Here is a 13,396-nt window from a genome sequence, read left to right on the forward strand (position 1 = left end):
TATGAAAAAATTACGCAGTAAAATGACCACCGAAGAGCTGGCTGAATGCCTCGGTGTCGCCAAACAAACCGTCAATCGTTGGATCAGAGAGCAAAACTGGACAACCGAAAAATTTCCCGGTGTTAAAGGTGGTCGCGCAAGGCTTATTCATATTGATGCAGGCGTCCGAGAGTTTCTGCTCAATATTCCAGCTTTTCGCAAGGTGCCAGAATTTTATCAGGCAGAAGAACCGCTTGCCGAGTATACACACGTGGTTCGCAGCCACGCCTGCCGTCAGATAATCAGCGCACTGGATAACATGTCGCCAACGGAACAGGAAAAGCTGGCGATGTATATTTCGCGCGAAGGTATTCGCACTTTCCTGACCCGTCTGGGCATTGATGAGTCTGAATAAATACCAAAAAAAACGGCAGGCTATGCGCCTGCCGTTTTTTTATCTCTTAACCTGTCTTACTGCTGACTTTCACGCTCAGCAATAAACGCGAGCGCTTTGTTAATACGTTCAATGCTGCGAGATTTACCAATCGCATGCACCGTAACGTCTAACGCAGGAGACTGACCCGCACCGGTTACGGCTACGCGCAGCGGCATCCCGACTTTACCCATACCCACTTCCAGCTCATCAGCGGTTGCCTGAATCGCGTGGTGCACGTTTTCCGCGGTCCATTCGCTGATAGCAGCCAGTTTATCGCGAACCACTTCCAGCGGCTGACGGGCAACCGGACGCAGGTGTTTCTTCGCTGCATCGGCATCGAACTCAGCAAAGTCTTCGTAGAAGTAGCGGCAGCTCTGCGCCATCTCTTTCAGCGTCTTACAGCGTTCACCCAGCAGTTTTACCAGCTCAGACAACTGCGGGCCAACGCGCGTATCGATATTTTCCTGCTCGATGTGCCACTGCAGATGTGTCGCCACATATTCTGGCGCCAGTGCATTAATGTAGTGGTGGTTCAGCCACTGCAGTTTTTCGGTGTTGAACGCGCTTGCAGACTTGCTCACCGCACCGAGAGAGAACAGTTTGATCATTTCTTCACGGGTGAAGATCTCCTGATCGCCGCTGGACCACCCCAGACGTACCAGATAGTTCAGCAACGCTTCTGGCAGGTAGCCGTCGTCGCGATACTGCATAACGCTGACCGCACCGTGACGTTTAGAAAGTTTTTTGCCGTCGTCGCCGTTGATCATCGATACGTGAGCATAAACCGGGACCGGTGCGTTCAACGCTTTCAGGATATTGATCTGACGCGGGGTGTTGTTGATATGGTCTTCGCCACGAATGACGTGGGTGATTTCCATATCCCAGTCATCAACCACAACGCAAAAGTTATAGGTCGGGGAACCATCAGTACGGCGGATGATCAGGTCGTCCAGCTCCTGGTTGCTGAATTCGATCGGCCCACGGATCTGGTCATCAAAAATAACGGACCCGTCCTGCGGGTTCGCAAAGCGTACGACGCAAGGTTCGTCATCCGCGTGGTGTTCATGGCTATGACGGCAGCGACCGTCGTAACGTGGTTTTTCACCTTTTGCCATCTGATCTTCACGCAGCTGTTCCAGACGTTCTTTGGAGCAATAGCATTTATATGCCGTACCTGCTTCCAGCATTTCATCGATGACAGCATTATAACGATCAAAACGTTTAGTCTGGAAATACGGGCCTTCATCCCACTCCAGATTCAGCCAGTTCATGCCATCCATAATGGCTTCAATAGCTTCCGGAGTGGAGCGTTCGAGATCGGTGTCTTCAATACGCAGCACAAACTCACCGCCATGGTTACGTGCAAAAAGCCAGGAATAAAGAGCAGTACGCGCACCGCCGACGTGCAGGTAACCTGTCGGGCTTGGCGCGAAGCGAGTTTTGATTTTCATGAAATGGCCTTACGTTTATAAAGATGCCGACAACCGGCAAATCCTGGGAAGATTATCAGGCTGGTATTCTATCACTGTGGTCTGATTCCTCAATGTTGTTCAGGTTGGAACATCACGCTTTGCCATTTTCGTATACAAATCATGCGGCATGGATTGTTTTGCGATCGTTTTGCTTAAATTTACGACGAACGAACAATTTCTTTAGAAAATGCGTTGACTCATTTTCAACTCTCCCTATAATGCGACTCCACACAGCGGGGGTGATTAGCTCAGCTGGGAGAGCACCTCCCTTACAAGGAGGGGGTCGGCGGTTCGAACCCGTCATCACCCACCAACTACTTTAAGTAGTCTCCGCCGTGTAAAGTAAGAAATTGAGAAGTGGGTGATTAGCTCAGCTGGGAGAGCACCTCCCTTACAAGGAGGGGGTCGGCGGTTCGATCCCGTCATCACCCACCACTTTCTCGCCAGCTGGATTTCTTACAATAAAATGAAGTACCGAAGTGGGTGATTAGCTCAGCTGGGAGAGCACCTCCCTTACAAGGAGGGGGTCGGCGGTTCGATCCCGTCATCACCCACCACTTCGGGTCGTTAGCTCAGTTGGTAGAGCAGTTGACTTTTAATCAATTGGTCGCAGGTTCGAATCCTGCACGACCCACCAATGCAAAAAGGCGCCCTAAAGGCGCCTTTTTGCTATGCGCAAAATTTAACGATTCGAACCTGCAGCAGGTTCGGGTCTTGCCTGATGCGCTGCGCTTATCAGGCCTACAGACTACACGCGTAGGCCGGATAAGACGTTAGTCGCCATCCGGCACAGACATCACATCGTCAATGCCACTACCAGTTTCTCCAGCGCGGGCGTTGCCTGTTGTTGGTCGTACACAATGTACAAATCCGCCGGAATACGTTCCTCTAACGGGCGGAACACCACTCCCGGCCAATTCATCTGCGCATAACTGTCTGCGATTAAGGTAATCCCAATCCCCATACTGATCATCGCCAGTACCGTTTGCGGCTCCCTCACCTCGCGAATAATCATTGGCGTAAAGCCGACGCTCAGGCATACACGCTGCAAAAATGTCCAGTCAGTATGAACGGAAGGCATCGTGACAAAATATTCGTTCCGTAACGCTTCCAATGGTATCGCTGCAAGCGCGGCCAGTGGGTGCTCTTCTGGCATCGCTACCAGAAAAGAGGACTCATGCAAACGCAAGCTGGTGAATCCAGGCGAAGGTTCAGTCGCCATCCGCCATACTCCTGCATCCAGCTCACGCCGCTCCAGCATCGTCATCTGCATTGCTGGCATATGCTCGCGAAATAGCACTTCAACGTTGGGATTTTCCTTCAAAAAACGCCGCATGACCGGGCGCATTTTTCCCCACATTGCCGTACCGATAACACCAAGTTCAATTCGCCCTGTTTCACCACGACCAATCTGCTCTACGCGTGCCAATGCCTGATTGGCGCTGGCTAACAAACGGCGGGACTCCTCCATCAAAATAGTCCCTGCATGGGTTAACGCAACACTACGGGAGTGACGGATAAACAGCAAAGTGCCAAGTTGATGTTCAAGTTCTTTGATATGAATACTCAAAGGGGGTTGCGACATATTCAACCGGGCAGCAGCCCGACCAAAATGCAGTTCTTCTGCAACAGCAAGGAAATAACGCAATAACTTCAGATCAATACGATGAGCACGTTCCATAACTGTTGCACTCCATGAATGAGGGATAAGGTCTGGAATTTACCACATTACCTGATAAAAAAGAGTTTTAACGACCAGATATCCGATATGCATACAGATAATAGAGCGTACGTTGGGAACAGACAGGCATGAAAATAGATATATAGCGTAAAATTAATAATGTGCCATTGTCAGCCTCAATACCCTAAAAGGGAATTACTTCTTTACGCATTACTGTCGCTTATAAAGCAAACTGGCGAGTATTTACTCGCCAGTGATATATAAATTAATGTGCCAATGAGTTAGTCGCCAACTTTTCTGGATGATGCTGGTACTTAAAGAACAATGCGAATACAACCGCCAGCGCCAGTGCATAAGCAGCAAATACCAGCCAGATGGTTTGCCAGTCTTTTACTCCATCAATAGAGAAATAATCGACGGCCATACCGCTTAAAATCGAACCTACCCATGCACCAACACCATTTACCATCGTCATAAACAGCCCTTGTGCACTGGCACGTATATTGGAACTGACCTCCTGCTCCACAAACACCGAACCTGAGATGTTGAAGAAATCAAACGCACAGCCGTAGACAATCATCGACATAAGAAGCAGCACAAAACCAAACGGAGAAGGATCGCCGAACGCAAAGAACCCAAAGCGCAACGTCCACGCCAGCATGCTCATCAGCATCACCGTTTTGATGCCAAAGCGTTTGAGAAAGAACGGGATAGTGAGGATAAAGCCGACTTCTGCCATCTGAGAAACCGACAATAGAATTGAAGGATATTGCACCACAAAGCTATTGGCAAACTCAGGGTTACGGGCGAAATCATGCAGGAACGGATTACCAAAGACGTTGGTAATTTGCAGTACAGCCCCCAGCATCATTGCAAACAAAAAGAAGATTGCCATACGCGGGTTTTTAAACAGAACAAACGCATCCAGTCCCAACTTACTGGCAAGTGTTGCTGATTCTTTTTTCTCTGCAACCGGAATTTTCGGCAACGTGAGAGCATAAAGCGCAAGCAGCAACGATGCACCGGAGGCGATATACAACTGTGCGCTGCTCAACTCCAGCCCCATCAGACTGACTGTCCACATAGCCACGATAAACCCAATGGTGCCAAAAACACGTACGGGTGGAAATGATGTGACAGGGTCCAGACCCGCTTTTGCCAGGCAAGAGTAGGAAACACTGTTCGATAATGCGATCGTCGGCATGTAGGCCATGGCATTGACTAACATGACCCAAAACATCGTGTCCGAATCCGTGACGGTTGTGGCATACAGCAACACACCGGCGCAGACCAGATGGCACAGCATATACGCACGTTCCGCGCGTAACCATTTGTCGGCAATGATCCCCATAATGCCAGGCATGATAATCGCCGCCAGGCCTTTGGAGCTGTATACCATGCCAACGTTGGCCCCCGTAAAATGTAAGGTGTTTATCATGTATGAACCCAGGGTTACCAACCAACTACCCCAGATAAAATATTGCAAAAACGACATAATTTTTAATCGGGAAATAATACCCATTTTTTATTCCTTGCCGTAGGGTAAAGCCCCTGATGCGGGGCTATTGTTATTGTGTATTTAGGCCAGCTTGCGTAAGAAACCGCAAATCAGATTGATAAAGTTCTGACGAGAAAGTTCGGCTGCTGCCAGTGTTTGCTCATGGGACAGTTTTACATCACCCAATCCTTCCGCCAGATTGGTAATCGCTGATACTGCCACAACTTTCAGGTCGCAATGGCGAGCAGCAATAACTTCAGGTACAACAGACATGCCCACCACATCGCCGCCAATAATTTGCATCATGCGAATCTCAGCTGCTGTTTCGAAGTTCGGTCCAGGATAAGAAACAAATACGCCTTCAGTGAGAGGGAATCCTTCATCTGCCGCAACGGTCTGGAGAATGGCGCGGTAATCTGCATCATAAGCATTCGCCAATGAGAAGAAGCGATCGCCAAAACGCTCATCATTTAGCCCGACCATCGGGGTACCCGGCATCGTATTGATATGGTCGCGTAGTGCAACCAGGCTCCCCGGCCCCACTTCAGGACGTAAAGATCCCGCGGCATTAGTGCTGAACAACAATTCACAACCCAATAATTTCAGCGTGCGAACGGCGTCAGTCATTACCGCCATACCACGGCCTTCATAAAAATGGCCACGCCCTTTCATGCAAGCTACCGGGACCCCTGCCAGATGACCAAGCACCAGTTCTCCGGCATGCCCATGGACGGTACTCACCGGGAAACCCGGCAGCTTTTCGTAGGAAATAGCCACAGCACCTTCAATTTGTTCAGCCAGCGCGCCCAGACCGGACCCCAGAATAAAGGCGACACGTGGGGTAAAGTCGGGTTTATAGCTACGAATAATATCAGCACTGTACCAGGGATTTTGCGAGAAAGAGTGGCTCATGATATGTCCTTCTAAGGGCTTATTAATTGAATGAAATCTGACACCCTTCGTTTATAGCGGGAATCACATGAGCCTTACCAATACCGTTTCCTGCATAATTCAATATCGATTTTATATAGATTGACCTTTATTAATTCAGATCCAATGCCTATCAATTATCAACTTTTAAATATTGGACGAGCCATCTTTTACACAAATAACATAAGAACAGCTGCATCCTGGCAGCAATTATAAATTACGCACAAATATTCAGTGCATTTATTATTTGGCAGATGGAACACTCAATGAATAAAAAACTTATCGCAATAAGTTTAGCAACCTCATTTACCTTACCTCAACTGGCACAGGCTGAATTTAAAGGCGGCTTCGCCGATATTGGTCTGCATTACCTGGACTGGACATCCGATACCACAGAAAAAACCAGTAAGAAATCACACAAAGATGATTTTGGTTATCTTGAACTTGAAGGTGGCGCGAATTTTAGTTGGGGAGAAATGTATGGATTCTTCGACTGGGAGAATTTCTACAATGGCCGCCACGCTAAACCCGGCAGTGAACAGCGCTACACCTTCAAAAATACCAACCGTATCTATTTAGGTGATACAGGGTTAAACCTCTATCTTCATGCCTACGGCACCTATGGCTCACCTGAACGTGCTAATTTTCATGATGACATGTTTCTGTATGGGTTAGGGTATAACTTCACTGGCAACGGTTACTGGTTTAAACCCTTCTTTGCCAAACGCTACACTGACCAGACATATTACACCGGAGATAATGGTTATGTGATGGGCTGGGTTGCAGGCTATAGCTTCCTGTTAGGCAGTGAGACGTTTTCCGTCACGAACTGGAATGAGTACGAATTTGACCGCGCAGCAACCTACGCAGCAGGAAACGGCGGTAAAGACGGCATCAACGGTGCCTTTGCGTTGTGGTGGAATGCGACACCGCACCTGACTGCAGGAATTCAATATCGCTACGCCGATAATAAACTGGGGGAGTCTTTCCTTCAGGATGGCATCATTTATTCCATCAAATACATATTTTAACCTACCGCACCTGCCCGACTGGCAGGTGCATTTAAATCTGATACAACGGATCGCGTGCCCGCCCAGCGGTTAATTCACTGGCCTGTGTACGCACCACGTCCCACAATGCCTGAGCGGCAGTTGAGAGAGAACGATTTTTGCGCCGCGCCAACATCAGTTGCCGCTCAACAACTGGCGTTAAACGTTTAACCTGTAAATGGCTGCCCTGCGGTAAGGGGAGTGCCAGCGCGGGCAGCACGCTGATTCCAATCCCTGCTTCGACCATCGGGAACAGCGTTGCCGGGTGTCCAATCTCCTGAACAATGTTGGCATCAATAGAAAAATGAGACAATGCCGCATCAATTAGCGGTCGGCTACCAGAGGCATAATCCTGTAAAACCAGGCGCTCATGCTGCAGATCCTGCCAGTTAATCCATTCCCGGTGAGCTAGCGGGTGATCCTGACGACACAACAACAGAAACGGCTCCGATAGCACCGCTTCACACTGCAGATCGGTCACGGCTCCCGGGTCAATCACAATACCAAAATCCACTTCCCCCTGACGAATACTCTCCAGTACCCACTGTTGTGGCCTGTCGTGCAGGACAAAATCGATCGCCGGATAAAGCTGATTGCTCTGCGCAATACACTGCGGAATGAGGTGTGCGGAAATCGTCTGGCTGGCAGCCACACGCACCGTACCGGTTAACTGCGTACCAACCTGACCGGCTTCGCGCAGCGTACTGTGCAGTTCATCCAGAAGGCGTTCCAGCCGCGCTGCGAGTTGCTGCCCGGCTTCCGTCAGCACCACCTCGCGCGTTGTACGATCCAGTAGCCGGACACCCGTCTGCCCTTCCAGCTCTTTTACACTATGACTGACCGCCGACTGACTTAAGCCGATGATATCCCCCGCCCGGCTAAAACTTTTGGCCTGAGCGACGGTGACAAAGATACGTAATTGGCGCAAAGAATAATTCATCGATTCAATTCATATATAGATGCAATAAATCAATTTTATTTCTCAAACAGAAAAACGCAAAATGTTCCTACCGAATTTCAGGAGCTTTTATGAAACTTTTTCGTATCCTTGATCCGTTCACGATAACGCTGATTACCGTTGTTTTATTGGCCTCATTTTTCCCTGCAGAGGGCGGCTTTGTTCCTTTCTTTGAAGGCCTAACCACCGCCGCTATTGCCCTGCTCTTTTTTATGCACGGCGCAAAGCTCTCGCGTGAAGCCATTATTGCCGGCGGTAGCCACTGGCGTTTGCATCTGTGGGTCATGTGCAGCACCTTTGTGGTCTTCCCCGTGCTGGGTGTCCTGTTTGCCTGGTGGGCACCGGTCAACGTTGATCCGATGCTCTACACGGGCTTCCTGTACCTGTGCATTTTGCCGGCCACAGTGCAGTCGGCAATTGCCTTTACATCCCTTGCGGGCGGTAACGTTGCCGCCGCCGTGTGCTCCGCCTCTGCCTCCAGCCTGTTGGGTATTTTCCTCTCGCCGCTGTTGGTCGGACTGGTGATGAATATGCATGGTGCAGAAGGCAGCCTGGAGCAGGTAGGGAAAATCATGCTGCAACTGCTGCTGCCATTCGTGCTTGGGCATCTTTCACGTCCGTGGATTGGTAACTGGGTGTCACGCCATAAAAAATGGATCGCCAAAACAGACCAGTCATCCATTCTGCTGGTGGTTTACTCCGCTTTCAGTGAAGCGGTCGTGAACGGAATCTGGCACAAAGTTGGGGTCGGTTCACTGCTGTTTATTGTGATTGTCAGCCTTGTATTACTGGCCATCGTGATTGGTATCAACGTCTTTGTCGCGCGCAAATGCGGCTTCAACAAAGCCGATGAAATTACCATTGTCTTCTGTGGGTCGAAAAAGAGTCTGGCAAACGGGATCCCCATGGCCAATATTCTGTTCCCGACTTCGGTGATTGGTATGATGGTGCTGCCGTTGATGATCTTCCATCAAATCCAACTGATGGTATGCGCCGTATTGGCACGTCGTTACAAGCGCCAGACGGACGCATTACAGGCGGCGCAGCAGAATAGCCGCGCCGCGAAAGCTTAAAGCGGACGTTTCAGGGGCTGTACCAGCTGTGTCAGCCCCTCGGTTTTAATCAGCAGCGTGATTTGCATTAGCTCACCCAGTTTACCCGGCGGAAATTCATCTTTGCGGGCAAACCACAGCAGATACTCTTCCGGGACGTCAATCAGTCGACGCCCCTTATATTTTCCAAAAGGCATCACGGTGTTGGCAATATCAATCAGTTGCTCTTTTTCCATCTCAGGCACCCAGTAAGCGGATCATTTCAGCTTCATCGATAACGACAATGCCCAACTCCTGCGCTTTTGCCAGCTTCGAGCCTGCAGCTTCGCCGGCAATAACCAGATCGGTTTTCTTCGACACGCTACCTGCCACTTTCGCACCCAGTGCGGTCAGCCGCGCTTTGGCATCATCACGCGACATCTGGCTCAGACTACCGGTCAGCACGACCGTTTTCCCCGCGAAAGGACTGTCGATCTCTTCTGCATTGATGACGACGGGTGCTGGCCAGTGAATACCCTGCGCCAGCAACTGGACGATCACCTCGCGGTTGCTCTCTTCTGCAAAGAAGTTAAACACGTGAGTGGCCACCACAATGCCGACATCCGGTACTTTTTGCAGCTCTTCAATGGAAGCCGCTTCCAGCGCATCCAGCGTACCGAAATGCGCCGCCAGGCCAGCCGCCGTGGCTTCACCGACTTCACGAATGCCCAGCGCATACAGGAAACGGGCAAAGGTGGTTTCTTTCGCTTTTTCCAGCGCGTTCACCACGTTTTGCGCCGACTTCGGTCCCATACGATCGAGACCGGTCAGCTTACCTGCGGTCAACGTGAACAAATCCGCTGGTGTGTGCACGTACTCTTTCTCGACCAGTTGATCGATAATTTTGTCGCCCATACCGTCAACATCCAGCGCACGACGGGAAACGAAGTGTTTGAGCGACTCTTTACGCTGCGCACCACAGATTAAACCGCCCGTGCAGCGAGTCACGGCTTCACCTTCCACGCGTTCAACGTCAGAGTTACACACCGGACAATGAGTGGGGAACTCGATTTCGCGCGTATCTTCAGGACGCTCGGACAACACCACGTTAACCACCTGCGGGATCACATCGCCCGCACGACGAATAACGACTTTGTCGCCAATGCGTAGCCCCAAACGCTCGATTTCATCAGCATTATGCAACGTCGCATTACTGACCAACACGCCAGCCACTTGCACCGGCTCGAGACGGGCGACGGGCGTAATCGCGCCGGTACGCCCGACCTGAAACTCAACATCGCGAACAAAAGTCATCTGTTCCTGCGCCGGAAACTTGAAGGCCACCGCCCAGCGCGGCGCGCGAGCGACAAAACCCAGTTGCTCCTGCAGCGCCATGGAGTTGACTTTGATAACCACGCCGTCAATATCGAATCCCAACGTTGGGCGGTCTTCTTCAACCTGACGATAGTAAGCGAGTACTTCCTCTGGAGAGTCGCACAACGTTACCCTGTTGCTGACCGGCAGGCCCCACGCTTTAAACTGCAGCAAGCGCCCCAAATGCGTATCGGGAAGTTCGCCGCCTTCCAGCACACCGACGCCATAGCAGAAGAAAGTAAGCGGTCGCTTCGCCGTGATACGCGGATCGAGCTGGCGTAATGATCCTGCCGCCGCATTGCGCGGGTTAGCAAACACTTTGTTGCCCGTGCGGCGGGCTTCTTCGTTAATTTTTTCAAACCCGGCCTGTGGCAAAAACACTTCGCCGCGCACTTCCAGACGTGCCGGAATATTATCGCCACGCAGTTTTAACGGGATCGCGCGAATGGTGCGCACGTTCGAGGTAATGTCCTCGCCAGTCGTACCATCACCACGTGTTGCCGCGCTGACCAGTACACCGTTCTCATACAGGATACTGACCGCCAGACCATCCAGCTTCAGCTCACAGCACCATGTCAGCTTATCCGTGCTCTTCAGTCTGTCCTGAACGCGCTTATTGAAAGCGAGAAAACTCTCCTCATCAAACACGTTATCCAGCGACAGCATCGGCACTTCATGACGGATCTGGCTGAATGCCGCCAGTGGTGCGGCACCTACGCGCTGGGTGGGTGAATCGGGCGTGACGAGTTCAGGATGCTGCGCTTCCAGTTCACGCAGTTCGCGCATCAGGCGATCATATTCCGCATCAGGAATTTCCGGCGCATCCATCACATGGTAAAGATACTCATGATGGCGAAGCGTGGTTCGCAGTTCTGTCAGTTGTTGTTCGATTGATTCCATATCGCACCATCAATGATAAAAAACCCCCGACAGGCGGGGGTTCAGAAAGGAGAGGTCACGCCAGAAGAAAATCAGGCGTGAGATTCTTTAACTTCGCGGATGCGGTCCTGATACTCACGCAGTTTCTGCGGCGTCATCATACGACGTTGATCGTCGAGCACCACACCACCCACTTCATCGGCAATGTGTTGTGCGGACTGCAGCATCAGCTTGAAGTTTTGCAGTTCGTCGCCATAGGACGGAACCTGCATAAAGATAGTAACGCCCGGCGTGCTGAAATCGCCGGTCATCTCAGGGTCAAACGTCCCTGGGTTCACCATATTGGCAAGACTGAACAGCGACGGGCCACTACCATCCGGGCTGAGATGACGATGGAAAATATTCATATCGCCAAATTTAAAACCAGCCTGCTGAATGCTGTTGAGCAACACCTCACCGTTGAGCTCGCTGCCATGATGCGCCGCGACGTTCATAATGATGACCGCTTCTTTACGCTGCGGTTTTTCAGCAACAGGCGCTTCTTCAACAACCGGTTCAGGCTGTGGTTGCGGTTCAACAACAGGCTCTACTGGCTGAAAGGCTTGCGGTGCAGGTTGTGGCGCTTGCTGCACGGGTTGCTGTACCTGTGGAGCCGCTGGCTGAGGTTGCATCGGTTGCTGCTGTACCGGCTGATGTTGCACCGGTTGTGGCTGTTGTACTGGCTGCTGCGGATGCTGGGCATGCGGCTGCGGTACCTGTGGCGCCTGAGCGGGCTGCTGCGCGTGTTGACGCGGCTGAGCAGACGCATAAGGCGGCTGGTACTGGTGTTGCGGCGGCTGAGGAGGAACACCATGTTCCTGAGCGCTGCCGGGAGCATGATTCACACGATGCACGCGGACTTCGCCCACGCCTTCGTCTTCCTCGACATTGTCGTCGTAGGAATCCTCGTCATCACGTTTAGACTTCATGCGTTTCAGTGGGCGATCGCGGAATATAGAAGACCGTTCTTTACGGCTAGTCCAGAAACCATGTACCAGTAAAGCGATTATGGCGATCGCGCCAACAATGATTAATATCAGACGCAAATCCTGCATCATTATATTCTCTGTTGTTCTAACACCTTGCCACCACGGCAAACATTTACTCACTAAGAGTATTTGCCGATTACGCCAAGTGCAAGTGCACTCTTGGCTTTCACGGCATAAAGATGAATAAAAACGTGCTTTTTGCTGTTTTTTCGAACATTTCTGAACAGCCTAACGCTCAACAACCCGGTAAGATACGCAAAGTTTACCAGAGCTTATATAACAAGGAGTATGTCCTGACCATGGTTTCATCATCTGCAGTTGTACCTCGCAGCGGTTTTTATTACTTTTCTCAGGGATGGAAACTCATCACTCAACCGGGAATTCGTCGCTTTGTTATCCTGCCTTTACTGGTGAATATTCTACTGATGGGTGGCGCATTCTGGTGGCTGTTTACGCAACTGGACAGTTGGATCCCCGCGCTGATGAGCCACGTCCCGAACTGGCTACAGTGGCTTAGCTATTTGCTATGGCCGATTGTGACTATCTCCGTGCTACTGGTGTTTGGCTACCTGTTCTCCACCATCGCCAACTGGATTGCCGCACCGTTTAACGGCTTGTTGGCAGAACAACTCGAAGCCCGCCTGACGGGCGCGACACCGCCTGACACTGGCGTTCTTGGCATCATGAAAGATGTGCCGCGTATTATGAAGCGTGAATGGCAAAAGCTGGCGTGGTATCTCCCGCGCGCCTTTGTGTTACTGCTCCTCTATTTTATCCCCGGCGTGGGGCAGACCGTCGCCCCGGTGCTGTGGTTCCTGTTCAGTGCGTGGATGCTGGCCATTCAATATTGTGATTATCCATTCGACAACCACAAAGTGCCCTTTAAAGAGATGCGTATCGCCCTGCGCACACGCAAAGTCACCAACATGCAGTTTGGTGCGCTAACCAGTCTGTTTACGATGATCCCGGTGCTCAATCTGTTCATCATGCCGGTTGCGGTTTGTGGTGCCACGGCGATGTGGGTAGACTGCTACCGTGCTAAACACGCGTTATGGAAGTAATGCAAAAATGTGTAAAACAG

12 protein-coding genes and 4 tRNA genes are annotated in these 13,396 nt (G+C 51.0%); 8 read left to right on the forward strand and 8 right to left on the reverse strand.

The genetic code is table 11. The features are described 5' to 3' along the window. Position 1 precedes the first annotated feature (1 nt). Entirely contained in the window at positions 2 to 394 is a 393-nt protein-coding gene (locus tag NNO03_RS00750) for a YfeC-like transcriptional regulator (RefSeq protein ID WP_005130008.1), read from the forward strand. Between the two features lie 56 nt (positions 395 to 450). Here NNO03_RS00750 and gltX read toward each other — a convergent pair whose 3' ends face one another. Beyond that, positions 451 to 1,866 (reverse strand): glutamate--tRNA ligase, encoded by a 1,416-nt coding sequence (gltX, locus tag NNO03_RS00755; protein ID WP_271440202.1) that lies wholly within the window; start codon positions 1,864 to 1,866, stop codon positions 451 to 453. A 258-nt stretch (positions 1,867 to 2,124) separates the two neighbouring features. Between gltX and NNO03_RS00760 the strand changes: the two genes are divergently transcribed. From NNO03_RS00760 to NNO03_RS00775, 4 genes are all read left to right on the forward strand, one after another. Then, positions 2,125 to 2,200: transfer RNA gene (locus tag NNO03_RS00760), tRNA-Val, on the forward strand. Positions 2,201 to 2,246: 46 nt separating this feature from the next. Next, positions 2,247 to 2,322, forward strand: a tRNA-Val gene (locus tag NNO03_RS00765). Positions 2,323 to 2,368: 46 nt separating this feature from the next. Then, positions 2,369 to 2,444: transfer RNA gene (locus tag NNO03_RS00770), tRNA-Val, on the forward strand. A 4-nt stretch (positions 2,445 to 2,448) separates the two neighbouring features. Further along, positions 2,449 to 2,524 (forward strand) — tRNA-Lys (locus tag NNO03_RS00775). Between the two features lie 159 nt (positions 2,525 to 2,683). Here NNO03_RS00775 and NNO03_RS00780 read toward each other — a convergent pair. The 3 genes from NNO03_RS00780 to xapA form a co-directional block, all read right to left on the reverse strand. Further along, positions 2,684 to 3,568 (reverse strand): LysR family transcriptional regulator, encoded by an 885-nt coding sequence (locus NNO03_RS00780; protein ID WP_271448563.1) that lies wholly within the window; start codon positions 3,566 to 3,568, stop codon positions 2,684 to 2,686. Positions 3,569 to 3,833: 265 nt separating this feature from the next. Further along, entirely contained in the window at positions 3,834 to 5,090 is a 1,257-nt protein-coding gene (locus NNO03_RS00785) for a nucleoside permease (RefSeq protein WP_271448564.1), read from the reverse strand. A gap of 57 nt (positions 5,091 to 5,147) precedes the next feature. Then, entirely contained in the window at positions 5,148 to 5,978 is an 831-nt protein-coding gene (gene xapA / locus NNO03_RS00790) for a xanthosine phosphorylase (protein ID WP_271448565.1), read from the reverse strand. 284 nt (positions 5,979 to 6,262) lie between these two features. Here xapA and NNO03_RS00795 point away from each other — a divergent pair, with 284 nt between their 5' ends. Continuing rightward, on the forward strand, positions 6,263 to 7,027 hold the full coding sequence (locus tag NNO03_RS00795; RefSeq protein ID WP_271448566.1) for an outer membrane protein OmpK: 765 nt from the start codon (positions 6,263 to 6,265) through the stop codon (positions 7,025 to 7,027). A 31-nt stretch (positions 7,028 to 7,058) separates the two neighbouring features. Here the strand turns inward: NNO03_RS00795 and NNO03_RS00800 are convergent, their stop codons facing one another. After that, on the reverse strand, positions 7,059 to 7,985 hold the full coding sequence (locus tag NNO03_RS00800; RefSeq protein WP_271448567.1) for a LysR family transcriptional regulator: 927 nt from the start codon (positions 7,983 to 7,985) through the stop codon (positions 7,059 to 7,061). Positions 7,986 to 8,074: 89 nt separating this feature from the next. Between NNO03_RS00800 and NNO03_RS00805 the strand changes: the two genes are divergently transcribed. Beyond that, positions 8,075 to 9,076 carry a bile acid:sodium symporter family protein gene (locus NNO03_RS00805; protein WP_271448568.1) on the forward strand — a complete coding sequence of 334 codons (1,002 nt, stop codon included), beginning with the start codon at positions 8,075 to 8,077 and terminating at the stop codon, positions 9,074 to 9,076. Here NNO03_RS00805 and NNO03_RS00810 read toward each other — a convergent pair. The 3 genes from NNO03_RS00810 to zipA form a co-directional block, all read right to left on the reverse strand. Further along, the gene (locus NNO03_RS00810) at positions 9,073 to 9,291 is read right to left on the reverse strand and encodes a DUF3820 family protein (RefSeq protein ID WP_045445890.1); all 219 of its coding nucleotides are present in this window, start codon (positions 9,289 to 9,291) and stop codon (positions 9,073 to 9,075) included. The two genes, NNO03_RS00805 and NNO03_RS00810, sit on opposite strands and share 4 nt — an antisense overlap. A gap of 1 nt (position 9,292) precedes the next feature. Beyond that, entirely contained in the window at positions 9,293 to 11,308 is a 2,016-nt protein-coding gene (gene ligA / locus NNO03_RS00815; protein WP_271448569.1) for an NAD-dependent DNA ligase LigA, read from the reverse strand. Positions 11,309 to 11,379: 71 nt separating this feature from the next. Beyond that, a complete protein-coding gene (gene zipA / locus NNO03_RS00820; protein WP_271448570.1) occupies positions 11,380 to 12,384 on the reverse strand; it encodes a cell division protein ZipA in 1,005 nt (334 codons plus the stop codon). Positions 12,385 to 12,614: 230 nt separating this feature from the next. On the opposite strand from zipA, the gene cysZ reads away from it, so the two are divergent. Then, positions 12,615 to 13,376 carry a sulfate transporter CysZ gene (gene cysZ, locus NNO03_RS00825; protein WP_086523404.1) on the forward strand — a complete coding sequence of 254 codons (762 nt, stop codon included), beginning with the start codon at positions 12,615 to 12,617 and terminating at the stop codon, positions 13,374 to 13,376. Positions 13,377 to 13,396 lie beyond the last annotated feature (20 nt).

Origin of the sequence: Citrobacter sp. Igbk 16 (assembly GCF_028069755.1) — a bacterium.
Lineage (GTDB): Bacteria > Pseudomonadota > Gammaproteobacteria > Enterobacterales > Enterobacteriaceae > Citrobacter.

Coding starts and splice junctions, on each gene's coding strand:
- NNO03_RS00750 (WP_005130008.1), top strand. CDS start 2: ATGAAAAAATTACGCAGTAAAATGACCACCGAAGAGCTGGCTGAATGC.
- gltX (WP_271440202.1), bottom strand. CDS start 1,866: ATGAAAATCAAAACTCGCTTCGCGCCAAGCCCGACAGGTTACCTGCAC.
- NNO03_RS00780 (WP_271448563.1), bottom strand. CDS start 3,568: ATGGAACGTGCTCATCGTATTGATCTGAAGTTATTGCGTTATTTCCTT.
- NNO03_RS00785 (WP_271448564.1), bottom strand. CDS start 5,090: ATGGGTATTATTTCCCGATTAAAAATTATGTCGTTTTTGCAATATTTT.
- xapA (WP_271448565.1), bottom strand. CDS start 5,978: ATGAGCCACTCTTTCTCGCAAAATCCCTGGTACAGTGCTGATATTATT.
- NNO03_RS00795 (WP_271448566.1), top strand. CDS start 6,263: ATGAATAAAAAACTTATCGCAATAAGTTTAGCAACCTCATTTACCTTA.
- NNO03_RS00800 (WP_271448567.1), bottom strand. CDS start 7,985: ATGAATTATTCTTTGCGCCAATTACGTATCTTTGTCACCGTCGCTCAG.
- NNO03_RS00805 (WP_271448568.1), top strand. CDS start 8,075: ATGAAACTTTTTCGTATCCTTGATCCGTTCACGATAACGCTGATTACC.
- NNO03_RS00810 (WP_045445890.1), bottom strand. CDS start 9,291: ATGGAAAAAGAGCAACTGATTGATATTGCCAACACCGTGATGCCTTTT.
- ligA (WP_271448569.1), bottom strand. CDS start 11,308: ATGGAATCAATCGAACAACAACTGACAGAACTGCGAACCACGCTTCGC.
- zipA (WP_271448570.1), bottom strand. CDS start 12,384: ATGATGCAGGATTTGCGTCTGATATTAATCATTGTTGGCGCGATCGCC.
- cysZ (WP_086523404.1), top strand. CDS start 12,615: ATGGTTTCATCATCTGCAGTTGTACCTCGCAGCGGTTTTTATTACTTT.